Raw genomic sequence first — 25,983 nt, forward strand, 5'->3', positions numbered from 1 at the left:
CCCCCGCACAGGGGCCGCCCCCGCCCCCATCCGCCACCCGGCGGACCAGATGAGCGAGCCGGATCTGGATGAGGATGATCTCCTCTGATCCAGCAATAGCGTTCCTCTCCTCTGATTTTCAGGTAAGACCCCTGCTTCAGCCTTTCCGGTTTTCCGGTATAGGCTGGCAGGGGTCTTTTTTTCGGTGCTTTTTCTTTCGACTCTGATGTTTCTATAAAAAAAATTTCAGAGTTATGGAAAAAAAGCCGGTGCCATGCGTTTCATTCAACTCTAACATGCAGAGCGAAGGTCTTTGGTCAGGACCGAATCCTGCACCCACTGAGTATTTTTTGGAGAAGCCTATGCCTACTTGTTCTGAAGCCCGAGCTGGCCTTATTTCGCTGCTGCGTGGCGTTGAACACTTCAATACTGAGGTTTTCCCCGCCAAACAGACCCTGTTTGCCGCTCTGGCAGACGGGCAGTCTCCCAACGCTCTGTTTATTGCCTGCGCAGACAGCCGCATTAACCCCAGCCTGATCACCCAGACAGAACCGGGTGACCTGTTCATTCTCCGTAACATTGGCAACATTGTTCCGGCCTATGGGGAAATGCTGGGTGGGGTCTCCTCTGCAGTGGAATATGCCGTCGCCGGTCTGGGTGTATCCGCCATTATCGTCTGCGGTCATTCTGACTGCGGGGCCATGAAGGCTCTCCTGGCACCGGAAAAAAGCGGGCTGGATAAAATGCCGACGGTCCGTTCCTGGCTGCGCAACGCAGAAGCCGCCCGCGCGGCTCTGGGTGACCTGAAGGCTGAAGACGCCGGTCCGGCCAATGTCCGCAGCCTGTCTGAACAGAACGTGCTGCTTCAGCTCTCCCACCTCAGAACGCACCCAGCCGTGGTTGCCGCCATGTCGCGCGGTACGCTGTTCCTGCAGGGCTGGTTTTATGACATCGGGACTGGTGAAATCACCATTCTGGATGAACAGACCCGTAAAACCACCAGCATCCCGCAGGCCATTGCAAGTCTGGAAGCGCTGCCTGCCTGATATGCTGGCCATCCCGCCTTCAGACCGGATGCCGCAAAACAAGACCGGCGAAGCAGAGGCTTCGCCGGTTTTTCTTTGCCCCATGACGTATTTCAAAACCCTGCCCCGCTCACGTGCGGTCTTTCTGGCCCTGACCGTTCTGGGCAGTACACTACTCCCGACTGCCTGCGCCGCTCATGCCGCCCCCACGGCGGAACACGCCCCCATAGAGCGCGACACACAGCCGGACTCTGATACCCGCCCCGTCACGCAGCGCCCCTTAAAACTGGCGACGTGGAATATGGACTGGCTGATGGCGGAAGACGGGCCTCTGGCCGGCACAGCCCCGCCGGACCGCCCGCATCGCACCCGCGCCGACTTTGAAAAACTGGCAGCCTACGCGCAGCATCTGGATGCGGATCTGATCGGCTTGCAGGAAGTGGATTCCATTCCCACCGCACAGAAACTTTTCCCGCCGCAGGCCTATCAGATTTTCATCACCCAGGATGCCCTGCTCCAGCATCCGGCGCTGGCCGTCCGCAAATCCCTGCACGCCCACCAGAACCCGGATGCGGTGGACCTGAACGTCGCCCCCACAACCGCCGCGCATCAGTTACGTCGCGGGCTGGACGTGACGATAGAGACAGAGACAAGCCCGCTGCGTGTTCTGGTGCTGCACCTTAAAACCGGGTGCTGGGATACGCCTGTTGCAGACAAAAAACACAACTGCCCCATGCTGTTGCAACAGTTTGGCGTTCTGCAAAACTGGATCAGCGCCCGCACGGCTGCGCATGAGGCGTTTGTTATCATGGGCGATTTCAACCGGCGCATGACGGTTTATGACCCGTTTTTTTTGCTGCTGAACAAGACCGCCCCACTGAGCCTGACCACCGCAGGCTGGGCCAGCCCGTGCGATAATGGCACGTATTTTATTGACCATATCCTGCTGGGTGGTGCGGCCCGGAACTGGCTGCAACCCCAGTCTCTGCGCGTCATGACCTATAAGGCAGAAACCGGCACCCCCACCCTGTCCGACCACTGCGCCGTTTCCGTCCGGCTGACCCCATAAAAAAAACCGCTGCGGCTTTGCACCACAGCGGTTTTCAGAACACACCAGCCCCCCGAAAGGGTCAGGGTTATTACGAGTAGGCGCGGCCACGGCCGGAAGAGGCACCGCCACCAGAGCGACCGCCGCCACCCGGACGGCCACCGCCACCATTCCCACCACGCGGCGGGCCACCACGGCCACGACCACCGCCGCCGCCATTCCCGCCACGCGGCGGGCCGCCGCGCCCACGGCCACCACCGCCGCCCAGAACGGGGGGACGCATGGTAGAGGCTTCCGCACTTTCAGAGTGCCAAGGGTGATCACGCACCACCGGAATGGGCTTACCGATCGTCTTTTCAATATCCCGCAGCCATGCACGCTGTTCCGGATCACAGAAGGACACCGCCCAGCCATCACGCCCGGCACGCGCCGTCCGGCCAATCCGGTGAACATAGCTTTCCGGCACGTTCGGCAGATCGTAGTTAAAAACGTGGCTCACATCGTCCACATCAATCCCACGCGCGGCAATGTCGGTCGCGACCAGCACCTTGACGCTACCGGCACGGAAACCGCTCATTGCCCGCTCACGCGCGCCCTGAGATTTGTTGCCGTGGATGGCTTCCGCCACGATGTTGTTCTTGTTCAGGAACTCCGCGACCTTGTTGGCCTCATGCTTCATGAGGGTAAACACAACAGCGCGGGCGACCTTGGGGGATTCCACAAGTGTCAGCAGAGCATCACGCTTATCCGTGCCATCCACAAACATCACGGCCTGCTGGATGCGGTCCACCGTGCTGGAGGGCGGCGTAACTTCCACTTTTGCCGGGTCATGCAGCAGAGAGCTTGCCAGATCGGCAATGCTGCGCGGCATGGTTGCGGAGAACAGCAGCGTCTGCCGTTTTTCCGGCAGATACGTCATGATGCGGCGGATATCACGCACAAACCCCATGTCCAGCATGCGGTCTGCTTCATCCAGCACCAGCACTTCCAGCCCGGACAGGTCGATATAGCCCTGACCAATCAGGTCCAGCAGGCGGCCTGGAGCCGCCACCAGTACGTCCACACCCCGGCGCATGGCTTCAACCTGACGCCCCTGCCCCACGCCACCAAACACAACGGCCTGCGTGAACTTCATGTGGCGGGCATAGGCCTTGAAGCTCTCGCTGATCTGGGAAACCAGCTCACGCGTGGGAGCCAGTACCAGCACGCGCGGCTTCTTGGGGCCGGCAACTTTCGGGTGGGCATGCAGGTAATTCAGGATAGGCAGAGCAAATGCTGCCGTTTTCCCGGTGCCTGTCTGCGCCAGACCCAGCAGATCACGCCCTTCCAGCAGATGCGGGATGGACTGGGCCTGAATGGGGGTCGGCGTTTCATACCCCTGTTCGGCAAGAGCCTTCAGCAGAGGAGCGGCAAGCTTCAGATCAGAAAACGTGGTCATCAGGGCAAACCTTTTCGTGCAGCCTGAAAAGCGAGACGAGAACACCCTTTTTCAGCTACGCACCATATCGTGTCAGAACGCAGCGAACAGGACACACGGAGGCGTTCTTCCCACTCACGTTCGTGAACTTTTTTTAACAATACTGGCAGCGTCACGTCTTTTCAGAAAAAGTCTGTCTGAAAACCCTGCCTTGAAATCGTATATAAGAGGTGTTTTCAGGCCTCGCAAGCCTTCCGTACCATATTGGTCCGAAAAGAAGAGCGCCTCATAATCGTCACGCTCTGTTCATGCCCCATTCCCGCACAGGCAGGCGGACTGCGGCAAAAAAACAGGTTTTCTCAATTTTTAAGGAAGTTTTAAAAAAACAGGCCGGGTACACGCCCCTGTGAAGAGCAGACCCGGCCAAGCAATCAACTAACCAAAGTTTTAGAAGAAACTCTCGGAAGCCCCTTAAAAATGGTTGGAAATCACAACATCCTGTCGCGGCAGACTGCCACCACGGGGCTTTGGCGGGGCGCTCCCTTTGCCAATGGCCACAAACAGGCCAATTGCATGGTCTTCCGGCAGATTGATCAGTTTGCCCACGGCATCAAAGTCAAATCCGTCCATCGGGCAGGTCTCATACCCCAGAGAAACCGCCGTCAGCATCAGCGTCTGGGCCGCCAGACCGCAGGAGCGCATGGCCTCGTCCCGCTGCACCTGCTCACGCCCGCGATAATACTGGTCAATCATCCCGGCCATCAGGGTCTGCACATCCTGTGGGGCGTCCTGCCAGTAGCGGGCCGGGTTTTTTGTCCAGGCAGCGAGGTCAGCACAGACCACAATCAGCACGGATGCATCCGTCACCTGAGCCTGATCCCACGCGACGGCCCGGATCTGTTTGCGTAACGCCGGGTCTGTTACAACAACAAAGCGCCAGTTTTGCAGATTGAAGGCCGTCGGCCCCATCCGGGCGGCATCCAGAATTTGCGCAAGATCGGCTTCAGGGATCTGAAAATCCGGATCATACTGCTTAACGGCCCGTCGCGTTGCGACAGCTTTCAGAACATCCATCTTACTCGGCCTTTCTTTAGGGTCAGAATTTTCCGCAGGAAGAGTGTTCAGGCAGCGGGCGGGCAGTCCCCTTCCCGCCGCAGCAGGAACAGCGCCTGCTCACCAAACAGGTTTGCCAGCCGGATTGAGCGCCGCCATGGCGCGCGCTCACCCTCTTCATCCACCGCCATCCACTGCTGCACGCAATAACCTTCTTCCTCACACAGCGCGATAAAGTCCCGGATGGTGCAGGGGTGGATATTAGGCGTTTCATACCACTGGGTATGCCACACAGCCGTCATGGGCATCCGGCCGCTCAGCAGGAGTTTCAGCCGGAGCTGCCAGTGGCCAAAATTGGGGAAAGACACAATGGCATGCCGCCCGATACGCAGCATCTGCCGCAGCACTTCCCGTGGCCGTTCCACCGCCTGAAGGGTCCGCTGCAACACCACATAATCAAACGCATCATTGGGGTAGTGCGCCAGATCGTGGTCGGCATCACCATGCACCACGGGCAGACCGTGGGCGACGGAGCGGGTCACTTCCCGCATGTCGATTTCAATCCCGCGGGCATCGCACCCTCGCAGGCGGAACAGATGGTCAATCAGCGCGCCATCGCCGCTGCCCACGTCCAGAACCCTCGTGCCGGGTTCGATCATGTCCGCAATCAGCCGTTGATCAAGACGCATCAGGCCAGCCCCGCATGGTCTGCCACACCGCAGAGGAAGCCCCGCACGGTTCTGTCCAGATCCGGTTCATCCAGCAGAAAGGAATCATGCCCCTTATCCGTTTCAATCTCTACAAATGAGACGTTGGCTGCCGCCTGATTGAGCGCGCGCACCAGATAGCGCGCGCTTGAGGTGGGGAACAGCCAGTCGGACGAGAAAGACACAACACAGAACCGTACCGGCGTTCCGGCAAAGGCAGCGGGCAGTTCCCCATCATGCTCGGCGGCAAGGTCAAACCAGTCCATCGCGCGGGTAATGGTCAGGTAGGAATTGGCGTCAAACCGCCGCACAAAGGCTGATCCCTGATAGCGCAGATAGGATTCGACCTCGAACACATCCCCGAACATCGCCAGAGAGGCTTCGGGGGCCTGCGCATCCTTCGGGTCACGTCGCACCCGGCGGCCGAATTTACGGGTCAGCGCCTCTTCGGACAGGTAGGTGATGTGCGCCATCATCCGCGCCACAGCCAGCCCGCGTGCCGGGACGACGTTATGTTCCCAGTAGCGGCCGCCATACCAGTCCGGGTCCGCAAAAATCGCCTGCCGCCCGACCTCATTAAACGCGATATTCTGGGCCGAATGATACGGCGCGGTGGCAATCGGCATGACCGCCAGCATCATATCCGGATAGGTCACGGCCCATTCCAGCGCCTGCATGCCGCCCATGGAGCCGCCAACAACGGCAAACAGCCGCTCAATCCCCAGCGAACGCACCAGTTTATACTGCGCGCGCACCATGTCCCGGATGGTAATGGGCGGGAAATCCGTGCCCCATCGTTCCGTGCTGCCGGGCTTGAGGGAACGTGGCCCCGTGCTGCCCATGCAGCCGCCCAGCACGTTGGTGCAGATAATAAAAAAGCGGTTGGTATCAATTGGCCGCCCCGGCCCGACCATGCGCGCCCACCAGCCGGGTTTGCCAGTCTGCGGGTGCGTTTCCGCCACGTACTGGTCCCCCGTAAATGCGTGACAAATGACAATTGCATTGTCCCGCTGGGCGGAAAGCTGGCCGTAGGTGCGATAAGCGACGTCAAGCGCGGGCAGATGCACACCACATTCCAGATCCAGCCCATCGGGGAAGGTGGCGTGCTGATGGTCGCCGACATCAAGGGGCGAAGTGCTGTTCATGACGGTGATACCAACTCCGGCTGGAAGACCTCCGACATAAAAGCGAAAACAGGACGGATCAAGTCCGCCTTAACGCTGCCGCAGGTCTGCCCTGCCGGCGTCAGCTATCCATTTTGAGCGCTGCGAGAAAGGCGCTCTGCGGAATTTCCACCTTCCCGAACTGCCGCATGCGCTTTTTACCCTCTTTCTGCTTTTCCAGCAGCTTGCGCTTACGGGAGATGTCACCGCCATAACATTTGGCCGTCACATCCTTGGAGAGCGCGCCGATGGTCTCACGCGCAATCACCTTGCTGCCAATGGCCGCCTGAATGGCGATCTTGAAGAGCTGGCGGGGGATAAGGTCTTTCAGGCGGGCACAAATCGCCCGGCCACGGGTTTCCGCGGCAGACCGGTGCGCAATGAAGGACAGTGCATCCACCGGCTCCTGATTCACCAGAATGGAAATACGGACGAGGTCACTCTCCTCATACCCGTCCATCTGGTAATCAAAGCTGGCATAACCGCGCGTGAGGGATTTCAGGCGGTCATAGAAGTCAAACACCACTTCGTTCAGCGGCAGGCGATAAACGGCCATGGCGCGGTTGCCCACGTAGGTCAGGTCCACCTGCACGCCACGGCGCTCCGTGCACAGCGTCAGCACAGCGCCCAGATATTCATCCGGCACCATGATGGTCGCCTTGATCCACGGTTCATCAATCCGCTCAATCTGGGAGAGGTCCGGCATATCCGCCGGGTTGTGCAGTTCTTCCTCTTTCCCGTTTGTCAGCGTGATGTGGTACACCACGGACGGCGCGGTGGCGATCAGGTCCAGATCGAACTCGCGGGACAGGCGTTCCTGAATAATTTCCAGATGCAGCAGGCCAAGGAAGCCACAGCGGAAGCCAAAACCCAGCGCGGCAGACGTCTCGGCCTCATAATGGAAAGACGCGTCGTTCAGGCGCAGTTTGGAAAGGCTGTCCCGCAGCTTTTCAAAGTCATCCGCCACAATGGGGAACAGGCCACACCACACAACCGGGATGGAGGGCTTGAAGCCAGCCAGAGCCTTGTCCGCCGGGCGACGGTCATCTGTAATGGTATCACCCACGTTACAGTCCGCCACGGTCTTGATGGCGGCGTTGATATAGCCCATCTCGCCCGGCCCGAGGCTGTCCACCGGCGTCATACGCGGGGCAAACACACCGACCTGATCAATCTGATGCACGGCCCCGGTGGACATCATGCGCATTTTCATACCGCGCTGGAGGCGGCCTTCCTTGACGCGCACCAGAACGATCACGCCCAGATACGGGTCATACCAGCTATCCACCAGCATGGCCTGCAAGGGCTTTTCCGCATCGCCCACCGGCGGGGGCAGACGGGTAACGACGGCTTCCAGCACGCCTTCAATATTCAGGCCGGTCTTGGCGGAAATTTCCACCGCGTCATCCGCGGGAATGCCAATCACTTCCTCAATCTGCGCCTTCACCCGCTCCACGTCAGCGGCGGGCAGATCGACCTTATTCAGGACCGGCACAATTTCATGGTTGGCATCAATGGCCTGATACACGTTGGCCAGTGTCTGCGCTTCCACCCCCTGCGAGGCATCCACAACCAGCAGAGACCCTTCACACGCGGCCAGAGACCGGCTGACTTCATACGCAAAGTCAACATGTCCGGGCGTGTCCATCAGGTTCAGCACATAGGTCTTGCCGTCCTTGGCCGGGTAGGTCAGCCGGACGGTCTGGGCCTTGATGGTAATCCCGCGCTCGCGCTCAAGCTCCATATTATCGAGCACCTGATTCGTCATCTCGCGGGCGGTCAACGCCCCGCAAGCCTGAATCATGCGATCGGCCAGTGTCGATTTCCCATGGTCAATATGGGCAATAATCGAGAAATTACGGATGAGCGAAAGGGGTGTGTCGGTCATGCTGCTCCCTTTAAGCGATACGGAGAGACTTGTCAGCCAGTTCTGCACCGCCGGGCGCTGTTTCTCTAAAAAATTTTGTGACCCTCTCCGGCAGGACCAGCCTCCTGCCGCCACGCCCACCCGGCAACGGGTCGCTGCCAGACCGGACAGCAATCACCGAACAGCGCCACGATCGCAAAGGCCTTACGATCCGGACCAGGGACGTTACACTGATCTGCCTCTTCCCCTCTCCTCGCCCCTGCTCCGCCCGGGCATCTCGCACCAAGCACCATGCAGCCAGCACTGGCACTGGCACTGGCACTGGCACTGGCACTGGCACAAGTCTCCTGACCTGCGCCAGCAACCACCAGCAGTTTCCGGCCCGATCAGAATTCGGCGGAAAGTGTGCCGAAATACTCCCGTGGAGCGGCCTGATACAGAATGGCGTTATTATCGCCGGACATAGCCGCCGTGCCATACAGGCCGCCAAAGTAATTCTGATTAAACAGGTTGTTCACCGAGAAGCTGACCTTGAGGTCCTGCAACGCGTGACCAATTTTTCCAAAATTGTAGGATGCCATCAGTGAGGACGTCCAGTAGGATGGCACCTTTACGTCGTTCGTATAGGTCATGGCCATGGCGCTGCTGTAGGTCGTGTTAAAGTTAAAAGAGGCCCGGCGATATGTATAGTTGACGTTCGCCTTATACATGAACTTCGGATAGAAAACCTGATGCTTACCTTTCAGGCTGATGGTGCTGCCATTATACGGCACAGCAGTTGATTTATATTCCGCATCATTCCAGCTAAAACTATTGGTAATTTCCAGACCGTGAAACGGGCGGATTGTGCCCAGAACGTCCGCGCCATTCATGGTTTCACGCCCCACGTTCAGATAGGCGCTGTAGGTATTATTCACAGGGCCGGACGTAATGCCCGCCAGTCGGTTATAATAATCAGTGTGGTAAAAATCGGCTGACCCAGAGAAAAAGGCCGAGTTATAACGATACCCGACGACATAGTTCCATGTTCTTTCCGGCCTTAGTTTGCTTTTGTTTTCATCAAAAACCTGCTGCGCCGAGTTTTTGGCATTGCCGAGCGCGCCCCAGGGTGTGCCGCCGTTTGTCTGGGTTGCGTAGTCATATGTGCGCATATTTTCCGCAATATCCCAGTAAAATTCATGCTGATCGAGAAAATGGTAGTCAAAGGCAAAGTGCGGCAGAAACGCGTTGGAGGACGTCATGCTGCCGGAGACCGGGTGCGCATAATAGGTGCCCCAGGTGGAAGCCAGAGCCGCCGTGTTATCGACGGTCGTGCCGCCATGCGTTGTCTGCGTCAGAGAGCGGAAGCCCCCTTCCAGCGTCATGCCCGGAATAATGTGCCAGACATCTTTGATGTAGAACTGAAATGTGTTGCTGTTGAAAGAGTCCGCCCACCACGTGGTGCCGGTGCCCTTTTTAAAACCACTCAGCGTTGCATGCGCGCCATTTACACCATCTTCATACAGACGTGTGGGATAGTTAAAGGTGTTGTTCTGATACCAGAAACCGCTCTGAATATCGTTATTATGCAGCTTGAGTGTAAAACTTTGCGTAAACCCGATACGCCGGACATCCGGGTGCCCCATCTGCTGAACCATGGGGATGCCGGACGTCGGGGATGTGAGGAAGTTGTTCGTGCCGCCGTAATCGCCGTTTGAAACATGCCCATACAGGACAGTGTTGGATTTAAGATTGCTCAGAATATTATATTCATTCACCAGCGCGCTGAGATAGTTGCGCTGCACCTGTGAGCCATCCCAGTAAATATTGGACGCTTCATCCGCCGACAGAACACCCTGCACTTCAGTTGGCACCGTGCCAGCCTGTGCGTTAGCCGCCCAGCGGACAGCCTTGGCATAGTCCGGTTTCAGCATGGCGACCTGACCATAGTTCTGCCACATGTTTTTTGTCATGGTCAGAAAATTATATTGTGTAAAACCCGAATAATCAAAAATAGCTGTCAGCTTTCCGCGACCGTGCTGATAGGGCTGCACCAGCTTGACGTTCGCCTGATTCTCTCGCTGGTCCCCATAGCCTTTCCACAAATTCTGAGACGTACGGGCAAAGGACGCATAGAATTTTGTCCCGCTTTCATTCAGAATTCCGCTGTCTACGCGGGCAAAAGTACGAAAACCGTTATAGCTGCCAAAGCTCTGGCTGATTTTGCCCCCGGCCTTGTCTTTAGGGTCGGAAGACTGAAAAGTCAGCGCGCCGCCCAGCGTCTGGCCAGATGGCATATCCACCGCTCCTGCCCCCTGAGAGACGGACATGGACTGGATATTATCCTGAATTTCAATCTGGTCGATATTCAAACCATACCAGTTATGAAACCCGAAGCCCCCCATTGGGATACCGTCAATCGTGCCGCCAAGCTGGGACTGGTTGAATCCACGGACGTAAAAAGTGCTGGCGGCTGTATCCATCCCCAAAGCATCGGAAGACCCGAAACTGACACCCGGCGCTGTCGCTGCAAGAACCTGAAGCGGACTGGAACCTGCAGTAAAATGATCAATAGCCGCACGGGAGACCACAACATTTGCACCCGTGGAATGCGCGTGGTTAGACGTAACCTGCACTTCCTCCCCCGCTGCGGAATTTACCGCTCGGGGGCGATGCGGAGCCGGTGCAGCCCGGCCTCGCGCAGGCACAGATTTTTTAGCGGCAGGCACCACAGGATGGTGCCGTTTTGCAGCCACGCGGCCCGCTTTGGGCGATGCCGCCTCGGCCTGCGCATGTTTTGCCACCCCAACCGAGCAAAACACCAGAGCCGTACAGGTTAAGAAATAGGACCGTCCTCGCCAGCCGTAACGCAACACCGTCATCATGCTCACCTATGTCGTATATATTATAATATACGATCACAAAGTCGGGGATTCTGATACGGCACCAGAACGGATTCCTGAGCGCTTTCCGTTCACATTATGTGTAGCACTTTGAAATAGATTTGTTTTTCATATAAATAATTACGGAACGGGAATAATTTATTCCGGATTTTATGAAAATAACTGAAATACTCTGTTTCTTAAAATGTTGCCATGACGATACGATGCACCCACACCCCGGATTTCCCCTCCTGCACAGGCACAACAGTTTCCTCCATACCGCACACGTTTCCCTGCGCGTCTGCTCCGCCAGTCTGAGAATTTTTATAGGGCAGAACACCCCAGCGCAGCGCCTCCGCAGTGCGTCCAGACCCGTCGCCTGTGTTCTGCTGATGCGACGCGGATGCCGAGACCGGCAATGCGGGTGCGGGTGCGGGTGCGGGTGCTACGCCCCTGTGCCGCGCCGTATTGTCAACCAGAATCCCGACAACCGGCTGCATCCCGGGTTGCAAAAGCAGGACGCGGTCTGACCGTCTTAGCGGCATATCCGGCATCACAACCAGTGAACTGCCTTCCCGAAGCAGTGGCTCCAAAGCATCCGTGTCCACACGCACAGCGTAGGCATCCCCGCTTATGGTGCAGGGAAGTGTCACATCCTCCCACTGCACGCCGGTCGGGTGGCCTGCGCTGTTAAACAGACCGCCCCCCTGCAAGCGTGACAAAGGCAACCCGCGCAGTCGTGTCACAGACGCCAGCCCCGTTCCCCGCCCCGCACCGTCCAGCCCCTGAATAAACTGGGCCGGAGAGATTTTGAGAACGTCCAGCGCCCGCAATAACGTGGGGAGCGCCATCCAGCGCATGTCCGCCCGTCCGTCCGCGTGCGGGCTGATCCTGCGGGAGGGGTTAAAAGTCGTTGGGTCCAGCCCGGCGGCGCGCGCCAGACCGGAGGGCGTCAGCCCCTGTTCCAGCGCCAGTGCATCCAGCGCCTCCCACACATCAGCGGGGCTGATCATCCATGCCGGGCAGACGCGGGCTGAGCCCCCTCTGCCACTTTCAGCACTTCCCGGGCATGGCGGGCCTTGCCCTCGTCGGTTACAAAAAACCGGCCCTGCCCGTTATCGCGCACAAACCCCATGCCTTCCATCCTGATCAGGCACGGATCATCCCGCTGCCCGGCAGGACGCCCCACAGCCCCCGCCAGACACAGACGGTGCAACGCAGAGCGACAACAGGTTTCAAGATACGGCTCATTCCACATTGTTGCAGAATCACCAATCACCACCGGGAATGCAAGCAGCTTCTCTGCTCAGTTCTGTTTCAGCCCAAAAACCTGCTGAAAATAGGTATGCAGATCCGTCGCGCCTTTCAGGGGGTTTGTGGGGCTTTCATAAGCCTGCGAGATAAAAATGTCCGTCATGTGCGCGTAGGAACGCGCTGCTTCTTCAGAAAAACCAGCCCGGCGATACGCCGCCAGCCAGTCTGCTCTGGCAAGAGAGGCCACCCGGACAGACCGCCCCAGAACCGCCGCCAGTGCCTGCGCCACATCTGCCGGGCTGTACCATGCCGGTCCCTCAATCGAATACAGGCCCATCTCAGCAACCGGAGCCATCAGGAGCTGAGCAACAATAGCCCCCACATCCTGCGGGGCGACCATCGGCACACGCTGCGCTGCAGGCAGCATGGTTTCCAGAATACCGGTGGACCGGACAGTCTCACGCCCCATCGTCCAGTTGCTCATGTAATACGCAGCCCGTACCACACAGAGCGGCGTTTCCAGCGTGCGCGCACCTTCTTCAAATTCATACAAAACGCCCAGATCCCCGGAATGGGCCCCCGGCTGCGCGCCATAGGTGGACTGAAGAACAATTTTTTCCAGACCGGCGCCCTGCAGGGCGCGCAGAATAGCCTGCATGGTCCGGCGTTCTTCTGCATCAGTATTCAGCGCGGGACTGGCAGGCGGGTTCAGCACAAAAGCACGTCGGGCTTTTTGAAACACGGCGGCCAGCGCGGGAACATCCCGCACATCCAGCACAGCGGCGTCGGCCCCCTGCTCTCTCCAGAGCTGCGCCTTCGCCTCGCTCCGCGTGATGACCGTTACGGCCTGCCCCGCCGCCAGCACCGCCCGCGCCACACTACCCCCAACATGGCCCGTAGCCCCCATGACAACAAACATTGGCTCTCCCTCTTGTCTGGCCTTTCAGCAGCGCCCCTCACACAAAAAAAGGGGCGAACCGATCTCCCGGCTCGCCCTTTTTCGTTTTATTCCGGCGGCATCATACCCGCTGCGCCGCTCAGTGCTTTTCAGCACCCTCCGGCAGGGCATAGGCCACAATATAGTCGCCCAGCTTGGTGCCGAAGGAGCCGTGGCCGCCATCGGCCGTCACGACAAACTGGCGGCCATTGGCTTCATACGTCATGGGAGTGGACTGACCACCGGCAGGCAGACGGTCCTGCCAGAGCTGGCGGCCTGTCGTGACGTCATACGCACGAATGTAATAATCCGCCGTAGAGGTCAGGAACGCGACCCCACCCGCCGTGGCAAGCGGGCCACCCAGAGAGGGAATCCCGACCTTGAACGGCAGAGGCAGCGGAGAACTGTCCCGCACAGTGCCGTTACGGTGCATCCACATGATCTTGTTGGTCCTGAGGTCAATCCCCGCGACATACCCCCAGCCCGGCTGTTTGCACGGAATCCCCAGCGGGGAGAGGAATGCATGCAGGTCCACCCCGTACGGCGTGCCATATTGCGGCTGCACACCGCTTTCAGAGCCGGAAGGTCCGGCATTCGGGTCGGGCTGTGCGGGGTTTTTCGGCCCGCGCGGCACCAGAGTGGAGACAAACGGGATGGCAATCGGGTTGGCAAATGCCACCTGACGCACAGGGTCCACGGCCAGACCGCCCCATTCAAACATGCCCAGATTCCCGGGGAACACCAGCGTGCCCTGCAGGGAAGGCGGTGTGAAAGGCCCCTCATAACGCAGTTTTTTGAACATGATGCGGCACACCATCTGGTCCAGCATGGTGCCGCCCCACATATCCGCATCGGTCAGGTTGCGCTTCGGGCGGAAGGTGAGTTCAGAATACGGCTGCGTGGGGGCGACATGGTCACCCGGCGCGGCACCCTGCGGCACCGGTGTTTCAGGAGCCGGGACAATCAGGTGCCCGTTCCGGCGGTCCAGCACAAAAATATTGCCGGTTTTGGCCGGAGCATACAGTGCTGGGATGACGGACCCATCAGCCTGCTTCAGGTCCACAAGGCTCGGCTGGGACGGGATATCCATATCCCACAGGTCATGATGCACCGTCTGGTAGAACCAGACTTTCTCACCCGTATCCGCATTGAGCGCCAGAATACCGGACGCATAGCGTTCCTGATCAGCAGAGCGATGGCCACCCCAGATATCCGGCGTGGCAACCCCGGTCGGGATGTAGACAATATTCAGCCGCGGGTCATAAGACGCCGTAATCCAGGAGTTCGGGGAATTCGCCACATATTTGTGGCTCTCGGACGGGAGTTCGTTCGGGTTCGGGTTGCCCGCATCAAATGCCCAGACCAGACGGCCCGTATACAGGTCATACCCGCGCGTTACGCCAGACGGCTCATGCGTGGAATAGTTATCTGTTACTGCGCCGGAAATAATCACAACCTTCTGCGTCACAACCGGCGGAGATGTCGGCTCATAGAACCCGGCATCATGCATCGGCATGCCGTCTTTCAGGTCCAGTTCCCCGTCCCTGCCAAACCCGTGGCAGCGTTCCCCTGTTTCCGCGTCCAGCGCAAACAGGCGGCCATCATTGGTCGGCAGGAAAATACGGCGGCTGCACTCTGTTGGCGCGGGTGAGCCATCGCTCGTCACATCGCCGGGGTGCATTTCAGAATAGGACACACCACGGCATGTCATATGCTGGAATGTCGGGTTGTACTGGAGCTTGGGGTCAAACTTCCACCGCTCCTTGCCTGTTGCGGCATCCAGCGCAAACAGGATCTGGTGCGGGGAGCACAGATACAGTGTGTCCCGCACCTTGATGGGCGTGACCTCGTCCGTAATTTCGCCGGGGTCATTCGGGGTTTTCAGGTCATGCGTGCGGAACACCCATGCCACTTTCAGCCCTGCCACATTGGCCGGGGTAATCTGCTTCAGCGGAGAATACCGGTCCCCAAACTGGGTGCGGCCATAAGCGGGCCAGTCGGCATCTGCCGCGTCGGGCGCATCTCCCGGCACCGCCGCCTGCTGTGCGGCGGAGGGCAGCGCGCCTGCAAGATCCTGCGGGTCCTGCGTCAGTGCAAAGCCATATACGGCAAGTCCGGCCACAACACCGGCCGCCAGCGGGGCACGCGCCCAGCGGGACTGCGGCACCAGACCACGGCTGACAAACGGCAGGAGCATCCACAGGCCCAGAGGCAGGAGCACGTCACCCCGCGGTGCGAGCGCCCAGAAGTCAAACCCGACTTCCCCTACGGACCAGATAAGCGTTGCAAAAACCAGCAGGGCATAGAGCCACAGGGCTTCCTGCCGACGCCGCCAGAGCAGGCCCGCCGTAACCAGCAGGACCAGCCCGGCCAGCACATAAAAACAGGACCCGCCCAGCACGGCGAGCCACGCGCCGCCTCCGGTCAGGAACAGGCCAAGCACTGCCACAAGGACTGTTGTAATCAGGAGCGGCACAGGGGGCCGGGATGAGGGTGGCGTCATTCAGGTCAACCAGTATTGTCAGAACATGCAAAGAAGGACGGAAACCGTATAAGATAAATTCATTTTTTTCCAGAAAAATCCGGCACAGGCGCCCCACCTCCCAGAAAAAATATTAACTGATTGCAAGGAATCCGACCAAAAATCGGGTTTTATTTTTCTTTAATGAAGAACATATCCTGATTCCGCTAAACAATAGGACGGTTTTTCGAGAAAAACTGAAAGAACTTTCTTTTTTAAAGAATTTATTCCAGAAAAATTGATCTCATCGCAAACCATGACTGCAAAAAATCACACCGGCATCCCTCTTACTCGGGCGAACTTTCATGCCACCATGCCGTTCAGAGCGTTGCAGGGCGAGATCACGCAAACGCAGAGGCGCGGCGGGCGTTCCCTGCAAGCAGCCATTCTGCCCTCTTGCATCCTGCCTCCTGCGCCTGCACTCATATCAGGACTTGCTTCCTGTTTTGCCTGAACGGTTTTGCACCATGACGCCACACACTCCCTCCCCCGCTGCCGCACCGCGCAGCTTTCTCGCCCGCTTCCGCCGCCCGGCAACGGCGGGCATCGCCGCACTGCTGGCGCTGCTCCCGTTTGTGTCCTATGCAGAAACAGATGCGGCGTTTGAAGCCGAACCGTTTGGCGCGCTGGCGGATGGTCAGAAAGTCTCCCGCTATACATTGCGCAACAAAGCCGGGCTGAGCGTGCAGTTCCTCTCCTATGGCGGCATCATCACCACCATCTCCACGCCGGATAAAACGGGAAAATTCGCCAATATTGTTCTGGGTTTTCCAACACTGGAAGGCTATACGCGGGACAGTGCCGCAGGGGGCCTGTATTTTGGCGCGCTGGTGGGCCGCTATGCCAACCGCATTGCCAATGCCACGTTTGATCTGGATGGCAGCACATACCATCTTGCCGCCACGGAACCACCCAATACCCTGCATGGCGGCCGCAACGGGTTTGATAAAAAGATATGGTCTGTCAAGAAAATCCCTGACCTGACGGACGCAACGGGGGCGGAACTCACACTGGTCAGCCCGGACGGGGATGAAGGCTTTCCCGGCACACTGACCGTGCATGTGTCCTACATTCTGGACAACACCAACCGGCTGAGCATCCGCTACCGCGCCAGCACAGACCGCCCTACCGTCCTGAACCTGACAAATCACAGCTATTTCAATCTGGGGGGCGAAGGCTCCGGCACAGTGGAAAACCACGTCCTGACCCTGAACGCGGACCATTACACCCCAACGGATGCTGCCTCCATCCCGACAGGTGATATCGCCAAAGTTGAGAACACGCCGCTTGATTTCCGCACACCCCACCGCATCGGGGAGCGGCTGCGCAGCACCTTCAGCCAGATGCGTCAGGCGCGCGGGTATGACCAGAACTGGGTGCTCAACGCCCCAACCGGCACCGCACCCGGCCTTGCCGCCACCCTCACGGACCCGGCCAGCGGGCGCAGCCTGTCCGTATCTACCACGCAGCCCGGCCTTCAGGTTTATACGGGCAACAGTCTGGATGGCCGCTACGCCGGGCCGTCCGGCCAGACCTATCGCCAGACGGATGGTATTGCGCTGGAAAGCCAGTTTTTCCCGGACTCCCCGCATCACCCCAACTTTCCCTCCACCGTGCTCAGACCGGGTGAGGATTTTGATCAGACCACGATTTTTGAGTTTGGGGCTGATCGGGGCTGACCTTTAAGGCCCGCAAAACTGCCTGCCGGAAGCCGCCAGCAGGCACGGGGCAGAGGGGATTACACCTCCCTGATGCTCCATCCGGTGTTCTCTGCTCACTCTCCTCTGGCCGGCCCGGTTTCAACCCCATGCGCGCATTTTGTAAAATTTTATGAACAGAATAACCGTGAATTCGTCGTTGTGTATTATGAAGCCTGTCTGGCTTTTGTCAGCGGCTGGAATTTTATCCATAAAAATAATCCGGAAAAACGTATTTCCCTTGGGCAAGACAGCGAAGCCGTCACCAATGAAGATATTGTCTTCCTCTACGGATACTGCAAAAGCTTTCCCCGCAATAAATTCGCTCTGGCGTGCTGCGCACTCATGAATATGCGCTCAGGGAAAATCCATAAAGTTCCCCGTTTCACTTAAGGTCAACGCCCGACGTTAATCTGGCAAACCCGGGTTCCAAAAGCCCTGAACCTGAAAACCCTCTCTGCACCGTTCCGGACACCTGATATCCAGGTCCGGCACAGAGAGCCATTTTTCTAAAACCGTCAGGGCTGAGCAGGCACTTCCAGAGGCGTAATCCGCACCAGAATATACGGTCGCTCCTGCATATCCTTTCCGTTATGGAAGTCCGACAGGCGTGCCCACTGGCCGACTGTCAGCAGGATGGAGTTACCATCAAACGCCATACTGTCCGGTGCAATCAGGCGGGCATCCTGTGCCACAAGGGACAGGCTGCCATCCGGCGCACGGCGCACAACCGCGTGCCGTTCAATATCCGTCACATACAGGCTGCCGTCAGGGGCGGTAATCATCCCGTCCATAATGCCGACTTCCCCTTCATCCTTTACCGCGGCCTCTAACGTGGCCTCAGGAGCATTCGGGTCTGCCAGCACGGCGGTTGGGGCGCTGTAAAGGCGGCGGGAGGAGAGCGGAGACCAGTAAAGCCGGGTGGAATCCGCACTCAGCGCCACGCCATCCACACCGCCCTGCGGCACGGTCGGATGTTCCGCATCATAGCGGCCAAGACGCCCGTCGGCTTCCATCACAAAACCCGGCACGGGGCTGACGGACACTGTTTCTTCCAGAATACGCCGCGCCTGTCCGCTGGCCAGATCGACCACCAGCAAAGCCGGGTGTGTGGTCTGGGATGTATCACTGATAAAAGCCGTGCCTTCGCTGCCATGTGTGAGGTCAACACGCACATCATTCACATGGCTGTCAGGCCGCACCGCTGGCGCAGTCAGGGCGTAGCGACGGATAATCCTGTTTGTCTTCGGGTCAATATGCAGCAGGGCCGGTTTTGCTCTGGCTTTGCTGCCAGCCCGCACGCCTTCATCCAGCAGCCAGAGCTGACCATTGGCATCGACCGTCATGCCAAGTGGCGAGAGGATTTTGCTCTGCGCCGCCGCACTGGGGAACGGCGTCAGGTGCCCCGGTGCCCACGTCACCAGCACCGGGCCTTTATGCCGCTGGGCGCTGGTGGGCAGGGAGAGCACAACCCGCCCGTCTGGCAGACGGGCAATACCGGACGCCTGCACGGTGGGGAAGCGGTCCGCGACCGTCACATTTCCGCTGGTGGTCCAGTTATGCACGGTGCTGTCTTCCGCCAGTGCAGTCCCGGAGACGCTGGCACAAAGCAGGCCCATCATCAGGCCGGACCGCACCCACACGCCAAGCCTGCGGCGATGGGGCTGGGRCTGGGGCTGGCGGGATGCTAGCTGCTTTTCGGGGCGATGCGTGAGCATAAGGAAAGCCTTTCTGAAATGCGTCTTAATCTGTGCGCTCACTCTACCGCATGACGCAAAAAAGGCCATTGCCACAGGAGCGTACCCCCGCCGCAATGGCCTTTCGGCACACACAACCGCGTGCAGGATCAGTAATTCAGCGTAAAGCCGCCATATCCGGCCCGACCCGGCTGGAGGTAGCCCACCGGGTTTTCATACTGCCGGTTCAGCAGGTTATCAGCCCGCGCAAAAACCGAGATATAGCGGTTGATTTTGTAATTTGCGGTCAGATCAATGGTAAAATATCCGTGCCCTTTTGCGCAGGTCGCGCAAAAGTTTTCTCCCACCAGAGGATAATCCCGCCAGCCGCTGGTGTAGAGAATATTGCCAGACAGGGTGAAGTCCTTCACCGGGGACCATGTGGTATTGAAGTTGAACTTATGCTGCGGGCGGCGCTGCAACAGCGCATCACTGTCCGTATCCCGCGCGTGGGTCCATGTGTAATTCAGCGCAAAACTGAGTGTGTCCAGCGCCTTCCAGTCCAGAAATGCTTCCACCCCATACATCCGCGCATGCCCAACATTGCCGAAGGAATAGATATAATCCCCCCACGCACTGCCCGCGGCAGGCATGACGTAAGCAGAAGACTGGATCAGGTTCCGCACCTTGTTGTCATACCATGTGGCGCCAAAACGCAGTTTGTCATGCAGTAGTTTCTGCTCAACACCGACATCATAGCCAATCATGGTTTCGGCTTTCAGGTTGGCGTTGCCTTCTTCCGCCCAGCCAGCGCCGCGCTGATTGACAAAAAGCTGATACAGCGAGGGTGCATGGAAGCCCGACCCGGCACTGGCTTTGATGATGGTGCCCGTATTGGGCACATGGATGGCGGGAGCCACACGCCATGTCACATGGTTGCCGTAGCGGGAATTGGCATCATACCGCACGTTGGCCGCACCATAGAGAATGTGGTTCCAGTTCCCTTCATACTGCCCGTACCCTGCCGTGGTATCCATGCCTGCGGTGGTGTGCACAGGCTCGGTCGGGTCATCTGTCGCGACATTGATGCTGTCATGAAAATGCTCGGCACCCACAAGAACCGTCCCGAATTTCCGCAGATCAACCGTGCCATGCCAGTCCACTTTCAGGCGTGTGGAGCGGTAATAATCCGGGTCTGTCATGGCAGGATCACCATCCGCGTACAACCCGTCCTGCATGTACCGGCGGCGGTTCGTCATGTAGCCAAGCCCCAGAACCTGATCAAACCGCCCGCCAAAGGAGGAGAGATGCGCCGTGCCGCGCACCACGGCCTCGTTCTGGGTATTCTGGTCCCGGATCAGCTGGTCGCCGTTATAGGGCGTATAAACCTGATCATACGCTGTAAAGGTATGATAGTTGGCCTGTATCAGCCGTGCTGTCAGACCCAGATCAAAATTATGCGTGACATCATAACCCAGTTTGACGTTCGCGCTGCGGTTATCATTTCGGTCCCCCGCGCGGCGCTGGGCCCGGTTAGCCCCATTATACCGCTCAATATAGCGCGGAATTTCATGAAACCCGTCCATGCGGTAATGGGAGAGCACAACATTATAGTGGAAGCGGCCGCTACTGCCGGATGCCCCGAAGGCCTGATTGAACGTGCCGTAAGACCCACCTTCAATCCGCACAAACGGTTTAAAGCGCCCCTGCCCCTGCTTTGTGTTGATATCAATCACACCCGCCATGGCGTCCGCGCCATACAGGCCGCTCTGGGGGCCGCGCAGGATTTCAATGGAGCCAATGCCGTCCGTTACAAACTGCCCGGCATCAAACGCGTTGCTGGCGGAGCTGCCGTCATTGATATCCATGCCATCAATCCGCACCTTCACATCATTGGCGTTTGCCCCGCGCATGAAGATGGAGGTTGTGCCGCCAAATCCGCCAGACCGCACCACATTCAGCCCCGGCTGCCGCGCCAGAATATCCGGCAGCGTGCGACGCTGCTGGGTGGCAATCTGCTCGTCCGTCACCACCGTCACGCTGGACCCGACATCATCCGCCCGTATGGGTCTGCGCAGCGCACTGACCGTCACCACCTCCGGCAATCCCTGAGACGGGCTCAGTGAGACAAGCGTGCGTCCCGTCGCTGCGGGAGCCGCGACAGACTGCCCCGGCATTGCAGGAACTGTGTTGTCCGTTGCGGTCCGTCCGGTGGCGCGGCTTTTCGGATGGCTGCCCGAAGCTGCGGCTTTATGCGTGAGAGATTTGCCAGAACGCGCATGGGTCGCGGAAGAGGCGGCGGCCTGTGCGCCAGCCACAGACAGTCCGGTGACAGCCAGAATGGTGGAGGTGGTCAGCGCGCAACGAAAAAAACTCATTTTAACTCGTATCCTGTGGTCAGCCGTTGCCACAGGAAAACGTGCTCCGCCTGCTCATGCGGCAAAGGCCGGAGCAAAACTCAGTCACGCACGCCAGCACACCCCGGCTGGCGTCTCCTGATTGCAACCACGTGCCGGATGGCAGGTCTCCTGGCTTGCGGCGCTTTGACTGAGCCTTCCCTTCCCGGAGAATCGTCTGCTCCAGTGGGCCGGACGCGGTACGTCCGGGCAGCCTCAGCCCTGCCGCTTACAGTTGCGGGGACAGCCCGGGACTAAGGCCAGCACGGCCTGCACCCGGTTCCCTTTTCATCCCCCGTTGCAGGGGAAACCATCACACGGGTGTCATATCGCGTTGCCCGGTCGAGTCAATTATCCGGTGCAACAGTGCTGCCACAAGGCAACACGCAACGCCAAAATCGCAAAAACACATCAGCCTCCCACCCGGCACTGTCCCGCACGAGAGGCACAAAAAACGCGGCCCTCCGAAGAAGGCCGCGTTCCTGATCATCTGAAACTCCGGGAAGGAGGGATCAGACGGAGTAGTACATTTCGAACTCAACCGGGTGCGGCGTGTGTTCAAAGCGATACACGTCTTCCCACTTGATGGCGATGTAGCTGTCGATCTGATCTTTGGTGAACACGCCACCAGCCAGCAGGAACTCATAATCCGCAGACAGAGCTTCCAGCGCTTCACGCAGGGAGCCGGCAACCGTCGGGATCTGCTTCAGTTCTTCCGGCGGCAGGTCATACAGATCCTTGTCCATGGCGTCGCCCGGGTGGATCTTGTTCTTGATGCCGTCAATGCCGGCCATCAGCATGGCGGAGAAGGCCAGATACGGGTTGGCCGTCGGGTCCGGAAAGCGGACTTCAACGCGCTTGGCTTTGGGGTTGGTGGCATACGGAATACGGCAGGACGCAGAGCGGTTGCGCGCAGAGTAGGCCAGCAGCACCGGAGCTTCAAAACCCGGGATCAGGCGCTTGTAGGAGTTGGTGGACGGGTTGGTGAAGGCGTTCAGCGCCTTGGCATGCTTGATGATGCCGCCGATGTAATACAGGGCGGTATCGGACAGGTCCGCATAGCCATTGCCTGCAAAGGTCGGCTTGCCGTCTTTCCAGATGGACTGATGCACATGCATGCCGGACCCGTTATCACCATAGATCGGCTTGGGCATGAACGTGGCGGTCTTGCCGTAGGAATGGGCGACGTTGTGCACGCAGTATTTGTAGATCTGCATGAAGTCGGCAGAGCGGACCAGCGTGTCGAACTTGGTGCCCAGTTCGTGCTGGGACTGCGCGACTTCATGGTGCTGCTTTTCAATCGGCAGACCCATTTCACCCATGGTGGCGAGCATTTCTGCACGCAGGTCGTTTTCGCTGTCCACCGGCGGCACGGGGAAGTAGCCACCCTTCACGCCCGGACGATGGCCCATATTGCCTTCCGGGTAATCCTTCAGGGAGGCGCCGGGTCCTTCGATGCTGTCGAGCTGATATTTGCCGAAGTTCGGGCCCGTGCCAAAGCGCACGTTATCGAAGATGAAGAATTCAGCTTCCGGACCAAAGAAGGCCGTATCACCAAGCCCGGAGGACTTCAGATACTGCTCAGCCAGTTTGGCGGTGGAGCGCGGGTCACGGTTATAGGGCTGGCCTGTGGACGGCTCAATGATGTCACAGAACAGGATCAGCTGCGGGCGCGCCGTAAACGGGTCCATCACAGCGGTTTCCGGGTCCGGCAGCAGAACCATGTCACTTTCGTTAATGGCTTTCCACCCTGCGATGGAAGAACCGTCGAACATGAAGCCCTCGGTAAAGGTGTCTTCTTCAATCGTGGTGACATACTGCGTGGTGTGGTGCCACTTGCCGCGCGGATCCGTGAAACGCAGATCGACAAACTCGACCGAGTTTTCCTGGATCAGGTCAAAAACCTTAGCAATCGCTGCGGCTTTGCTGTCACCCGCAGTGGTCGTTTTCTTCACCATATGTCTTCACCTACAACCTGTTGCGCACCACACTCTTGCGGCACGTCTAGGATTATAAAACTCGCGTCCGCCGCCGGGCGGCCCCGCACCGGGGCACCTCAGATAGCGTCTTCCCCTCTTTCCCCCGTGCGGATTCGCACCACATCTTCCACCGGGAGAATAAAGATCTTGCCGTCCCCGATTCGTCCGGTCCGGGCAGCAGCGGAAATGGCTTCCACCGCGCGCTCCACCAGACTGGCAGGGCAGACAACCTCAATTTTCATCTTGGGCAGAAAATCAACAATATATTCCGCGCCACGATAAAGCTCCGTGTGCCCTTTCTGCCGCCCGAAGCCCTTGGCTTCGATCACGGTAATGCCTTGCAGGCCGAGTTCGTGAAGGGCTTCCTTCACCTCGTCCAGCTTGAACGGCTTGATTATGGCCTCGATCTTTCTCATGTCACGTCATCAATATTCTGGTGCTGCACTCAACAAGAGGGGGTTCTTTCTGCGCGCAACCTGCCCATGGGGCATCCCGGGGGGCATGAAGACTCAGAGCGAACAGCCCCAAACTTGCACGGGTTGGCCGCGCGGGCAATCGGGCTTGTGCGAAATATAACGATCCAGCACCAATCTCCCCTCTTTTCTCACGCCGCAAGGCCGTGCCACTCTGCGCGCCACTTTCGCTTTTTTCCGCCACCCCTCCTCCGGCAACTCCCAGGATTTACGGCCATGACCAAACCGCTCAACCGGCAGATTGCCGCCCTGCCCACCACCATTTTTACCGTCATGTCTGAGCTGGCCCGCGCGCATGACGCCATCAATCTCGGGCAGGGCTTCCCGGATACGGAAGGCCCGCAGGATATGGTGCAGGCTGCGGCGGATGCCCTGCTCGATGGGCGCAACCAGTATGCGCCCCTCACCGGCCTGCCGGAACTGCGGGCGGCGGTGGCAGACTCTAACGCCCGCTTTCAGGGGCTGGAGGTCAGTGCGGAGTCGGAGGTGGTGGTCACATCTGGTGCGACGGAAGCCCTTGCCGCCTGCCTGATGGCCCTGATTGAACCGGGGGATGAAGTGGTGCTGATTGAACCGCTTTATGACACCTATCTCCCCGTGGTCCGCCAGCTTGGCGGCGTGCCGCGGCTGGTGCGGCTGGAAGAACCGGGCTGGACGCTGCCGCGGGAGGCTCTGGCCGCCGCCTTTTCCGCCCGCACAAAGGCCATTCTGCTCAACACCCCCATGAACCCCACTGGTAAGGTGTTCACCCCGGATGAGCTGGACTTCATCGCAGGCCTGCTGAGTCAGCACGACGCCTATGCCGTGTGTGATGAGGTGTATGAGCACCTGACCTTCGGCACGCCGCACGTCTCACTCATGACGCGCCCCGGCATGCGCGAGCGGTGCCTGCGTATTGGCAGTGCAGGCAAGAGCTTCTCGCTCACCGGCTGGAAAGTTGGCTACGTCACGGCCCCGGCTCCGCTGGCATCGGTCGTCGCCAAGGCGCACCAGAATCTGGTGTTTGCGACCGCCCCCAACCTGCAACGTGCCGTGGCGTTCGGCCTGAAGAAAGATGCGCAGTATTTCCGGGATCTGGCCGGGGACATGGCCCGCAAGCGTGACATTCTCTCCGCCGGACTGCGCGGCGTGGGGCTGGACGTGCTGCCGTGCGACGGCAGTTATTTTGTCATGGCGGATATCACCCCGCTGGCCAACGGGCTGGATGATGTCGCCTTTGCACGCCTGCTGACGGAAGAAGCCGGGGTAACAACCATCCCCGCCTCAGCCTTTTATGACCCTGCCAACGGTACCCCGCCCCGCCATCTGGTCCGCTTCGCTTTCTGCAAACAGGACACGGTGTTGCAGGACGCCGTTGCCCGTATTGAACGCTGGGCCAGCACCCGGACCTGAAGCCGAGGAGAATTTTTCTCCGTCTTCACCGCATCTCGGTCTTGACGGGGCATACGCGTTTCTCTACATGAGCGCTTGCTGTGTGGCGGATGTAGCTCAGCTGGTAGAGCGCCGGTTTGTGGTACCGGTTGTCGCGGGTTCGAGCCCCGTCATTCGCCCCAGCATTTCCCTTTTTAATAGTGGTTCCTACAAAGTCTCTGCCGCCAGAGTTGCGCCTTGCGTGCTTCTCAGAGCGCGTTGCCCGTTGTGTGGATTTTCCCACTCCGCACGGATGCCGCCTGCGTAAAGACTAGGGTGTGTCGTCAGTTAATTCCAATGATGGCGGAGACGAATTGCACGGCTGCGAGGAAAGTTGACTTCAGCTTGTCATATCGTGTTGCAATACCTCTGAACTGTTTAAGTCTGGCGAAGAAGCGTTCGATGATGTTTCGTTTTTTATAAAGCGAAAAGAGGATTTTCCGTGGAGTGCGTCGGTTTTTCTTTGACGGAATAACCGGTGTGATCCCCCGCTCTTCAAGCTTTTCGATGAGGGGATCGG

Annotated in this window: 20 protein-coding genes, 1 tRNA gene and 1 riboswitch; of the genes, 6 read left to right on the plus strand and 15 right to left on the minus strand. The window is 58.8% G+C overall.

Annotated features, from left to right (window positions below):
• Positions 1–341: 341 nt before the first annotated feature.
• Together KP699_RS13890 and KP699_RS13895 are read left to right on the plus strand one after the other, a co-directional pair.
• The gene (locus tag KP699_RS13890) at positions 342–1,025 is read left to right on the plus strand and encodes a carbonic anhydrase (RefSeq protein WP_086655749.1); all 684 of its coding nucleotides are present in this window, start codon (positions 342–344) and stop codon (positions 1,023–1,025) included.
• 82 nt (positions 1,026–1,107) lie between these two features.
• Entirely contained in the window at positions 1,108–2,073 is a 966-nt protein-coding gene (locus KP699_RS13895; RefSeq protein ID WP_252347084.1) for an endonuclease/exonuclease/phosphatase family protein, read from the plus strand.
• A 70-nt stretch (positions 2,074–2,143) separates the two neighbouring features.
• Here KP699_RS13895 and KP699_RS13900 read toward each other — a convergent pair whose 3' ends face one another.
• From KP699_RS13900 to KP699_RS13945, 10 genes are all read right to left on the minus strand, one after another.
• Positions 2,144–3,490: a DEAD/DEAH box helicase gene (locus tag KP699_RS13900; protein WP_086655750.1), complete on the minus strand. Its 1,347-nt coding sequence runs from the start codon at positions 3,488–3,490 to the stop codon at positions 2,144–2,146.
• Positions 3,491–3,940: 450 nt separating this feature from the next.
• Positions 3,941–4,543, minus strand: a complete 603-nt coding sequence (locus KP699_RS13905) for a nitroreductase family protein (RefSeq protein WP_086655751.1) — start codon at positions 4,541–4,543, stop codon at positions 3,941–3,943.
• Between the two features lie 47 nt (positions 4,544–4,590).
• Positions 4,591–5,211, minus strand: a complete 621-nt coding sequence (metW, locus tag KP699_RS13910; RefSeq protein WP_077930316.1) for a methionine biosynthesis protein MetW — start codon at positions 5,209–5,211, stop codon at positions 4,591–4,593.
• A complete protein-coding gene (locus KP699_RS13915) occupies positions 5,211–6,374 on the minus strand; it encodes a homoserine O-acetyltransferase (protein WP_215763044.1) in 1,164 nt (387 codons plus the stop codon). The genes metW and KP699_RS13915 overlap by 1 nt, the downstream gene beginning before the upstream one ends.
• Positions 6,375–6,474: 100 nt before the next feature.
• Entirely contained in the window at positions 6,475–8,280 is a 1,806-nt protein-coding gene (gene lepA / locus KP699_RS13920; RefSeq protein WP_025828964.1) for a translation elongation factor 4, read from the minus strand.
• A 365-nt stretch (positions 8,281–8,645) separates the two neighbouring features.
• Entirely contained in the window at positions 8,646–11,120 is a 2,475-nt protein-coding gene (locus tag KP699_RS13925) for a TonB-dependent receptor domain-containing protein (protein ID WP_215763054.1), read from the minus strand.
• A gap of 200 nt (positions 11,121–11,320) precedes the next feature.
• Complete coding sequence (locus KP699_RS13930; protein ID WP_215763045.1) at positions 11,321–12,133, minus strand: helix-turn-helix transcriptional regulator; 813 nt, start codon at positions 12,131–12,133, stop codon at positions 11,321–11,323.
• On the minus strand, positions 12,130–12,396 hold the full coding sequence (locus tag KP699_RS13935; RefSeq protein WP_237388718.1) for a hypothetical protein: 267 nt from the start codon (positions 12,394–12,396) through the stop codon (positions 12,130–12,132). The genes KP699_RS13930 and KP699_RS13935 overlap by 4 nt, the downstream gene beginning before the upstream one ends.
• A gap of 30 nt (positions 12,397–12,426) precedes the next feature.
• Positions 12,427–13,293 (minus strand): NmrA family NAD(P)-binding protein, encoded by an 867-nt coding sequence (locus KP699_RS13940; RefSeq protein WP_215763046.1) that lies wholly within the window; start codon positions 13,291–13,293, stop codon positions 12,427–12,429.
• 118 nt (positions 13,294–13,411) lie between these two features.
• Positions 13,412–15,814 carry a glucose/quinate/shikimate family membrane-bound PQQ-dependent dehydrogenase gene (locus KP699_RS13945; RefSeq protein ID WP_215763047.1) on the minus strand — a complete coding sequence of 801 codons (2,403 nt, stop codon included), beginning with the start codon at positions 15,812–15,814 and terminating at the stop codon, positions 13,412–13,414.
• Positions 15,815–16,299: 485 nt separating this feature from the next.
• On the opposite strand from KP699_RS13945, the gene KP699_RS13950 reads away from it, so the two are divergent.
• The gene (locus KP699_RS13950) at positions 16,300–17,511 is read left to right on the plus strand and encodes an aldose epimerase family protein (protein ID WP_215763048.1); all 1,212 of its coding nucleotides are present in this window, start codon (positions 16,300–16,302) and stop codon (positions 17,509–17,511) included.
• A 72-nt stretch (positions 17,512–17,583) separates the two neighbouring features.
• On the plus strand, positions 17,584–17,922 hold the full coding sequence (locus KP699_RS13955) for a hypothetical protein (RefSeq protein ID WP_215763049.1): 339 nt from the start codon (positions 17,584–17,586) through the stop codon (positions 17,920–17,922).
• 125 nt (positions 17,923–18,047) lie between these two features.
• On the opposite strand, the gene KP699_RS13960 is transcribed toward KP699_RS13955, so the two are convergent.
• The 4 genes from KP699_RS13960 to KP699_RS13975 form a co-directional block, all read right to left on the minus strand.
• Positions 18,048–19,247 (minus strand): major royal jelly family protein, encoded by a 1,200-nt coding sequence (locus KP699_RS13960; protein WP_252347086.1) that lies wholly within the window; start codon positions 19,245–19,247, stop codon positions 18,048–18,050.
• 128 nt (positions 19,248–19,375) lie between these two features.
• A complete protein-coding gene (locus KP699_RS13965) occupies positions 19,376–21,583 on the minus strand; it encodes a TonB-dependent siderophore receptor (RefSeq protein WP_215763050.1) in 2,208 nt (735 codons plus the stop codon).
• Positions 21,584–21,705: 122 nt separating this feature from the next.
• Positions 21,706–21,931, minus strand: a riboswitch (cobalamin riboswitch).
• A gap of 182 nt (positions 21,932–22,113) precedes the next feature.
• Entirely contained in the window at positions 22,114–23,559 is a 1,446-nt protein-coding gene (gene glnA / locus KP699_RS13970; RefSeq protein WP_025829029.1) for a type I glutamate--ammonia ligase, read from the minus strand.
• A 98-nt stretch (positions 23,560–23,657) separates the two neighbouring features.
• The gene (locus KP699_RS13975; protein WP_006557470.1) at positions 23,658–23,996 is read right to left on the minus strand and encodes a P-II family nitrogen regulator; all 339 of its coding nucleotides are present in this window, start codon (positions 23,994–23,996) and stop codon (positions 23,658–23,660) included.
• Between the two features lie 273 nt (positions 23,997–24,269).
• Here KP699_RS13975 and KP699_RS13980 point away from each other — a divergent pair, with 273 nt between their 5' ends.
• A complete protein-coding gene (locus tag KP699_RS13980) occupies positions 24,270–25,445 on the plus strand; it encodes an aminotransferase (RefSeq protein WP_215763051.1) in 1,176 nt (391 codons plus the stop codon).
• 85 nt (positions 25,446–25,530) lie between these two features.
• A tRNA-His gene (locus KP699_RS13985) sits at positions 25,531–25,606 on the plus strand.
• 141 nt (positions 25,607–25,747) lie between these two features.
• On the opposite strand, the gene KP699_RS13990 is transcribed toward KP699_RS13985, so the two are convergent.
• A partial coding sequence (locus tag KP699_RS13990) for a transposase (protein WP_215763052.1) occupies positions 25,748–25,983 on the minus strand: 236 nt, incomplete at its 5' end.

Source organism: Acetobacter sp. P1H12_c (assembly GCF_018811975.1).
In the GTDB taxonomy this organism is placed as follows: domain Bacteria; phylum Pseudomonadota; class Alphaproteobacteria; order Acetobacterales; family Acetobacteraceae; genus Acetobacter; species Acetobacter persici.

Excerpts from the sequence above, each read along its gene's own strand:
- KP699_RS13980 (WP_215763051.1), top strand. The coding sequence starts at position 24,270 with ATGACCAAACCGCTCAACCGGCAGATTGCCGCCCTGCCCACCACCATT.
- KP699_RS13890 (WP_086655749.1), top strand. The coding sequence starts at position 342 with ATGCCTACTTGTTCTGAAGCCCGAGCTGGCCTTATTTCGCTGCTGCGT.
- KP699_RS13930 (WP_215763045.1), bottom strand. The coding sequence starts at position 12,133 with ATGATCAGCCCCGCTGATGTGTGGGAGGCGCTGGATGCACTGGCGCTG.
- KP699_RS13940 (WP_215763046.1), bottom strand. The coding sequence starts at position 13,293 with ATGTTTGTTGTCATGGGGGCTACGGGCCATGTTGGGGGTAGTGTGGCG.
- KP699_RS13950 (WP_215763048.1), top strand. The coding sequence starts at position 16,300 with ATGACGCCACACACTCCCTCCCCCGCTGCCGCACCGCGCAGCTTTCTC.
- KP699_RS13925 (WP_215763054.1), bottom strand. The coding sequence starts at position 11,120 with ATGACGGTGTTGCGTTACGGCTGGCGAGGACGGTCCTATTTCTTAACC.
- lepA (WP_025828964.1), bottom strand. The coding sequence starts at position 8,280 with ATGACCGACACACCCCTTTCGCTCATCCGTAATTTCTCGATTATTGCC.
- metW (WP_077930316.1), bottom strand. The coding sequence starts at position 5,211 with ATGCGTCTTGATCAACGGCTGATTGCGGACATGATCGAACCCGGCACG.
- KP699_RS13900 (WP_086655750.1), bottom strand. The coding sequence starts at position 3,490 with ATGACCACGTTTTCTGATCTGAAGCTTGCCGCTCCTCTGCTGAAGGCT.
- KP699_RS13945 (WP_215763047.1), bottom strand. The coding sequence starts at position 15,814 with ATGACGCCACCCTCATCCCGGCCCCCTGTGCCGCTCCTGATTACAACA.
- KP699_RS13895 (WP_252347084.1), top strand. The coding sequence starts at position 1,108 with ATGACGTATTTCAAAACCCTGCCCCGCTCACGTGCGGTCTTTCTGGCC.
- glnA (WP_025829029.1), bottom strand. The coding sequence starts at position 23,559 with ATGGTGAAGAAAACGACCACTGCGGGTGACAGCAAAGCCGCAGCGATT.
- KP699_RS13965 (WP_215763050.1), bottom strand. The coding sequence starts at position 21,583 with ATGAGTTTTTTTCGTTGCGCGCTGACCACCTCCACCATTCTGGCTGTC.
- KP699_RS13955 (WP_215763049.1), top strand. The coding sequence starts at position 17,584 with ATGCTCCATCCGGTGTTCTCTGCTCACTCTCCTCTGGCCGGCCCGGTT.
- KP699_RS13905 (WP_086655751.1), bottom strand. The coding sequence starts at position 4,543 with ATGGATGTTCTGAAAGCTGTCGCAACGCGACGGGCCGTTAAGCAGTAT.
- KP699_RS13975 (WP_006557470.1), bottom strand. The coding sequence starts at position 23,996 with ATGAGAAAGATCGAGGCCATAATCAAGCCGTTCAAGCTGGACGAGGTG.
- KP699_RS13915 (WP_215763044.1), bottom strand. The coding sequence starts at position 6,374 with ATGAACAGCACTTCGCCCCTTGATGTCGGCGACCATCAGCACGCCACC.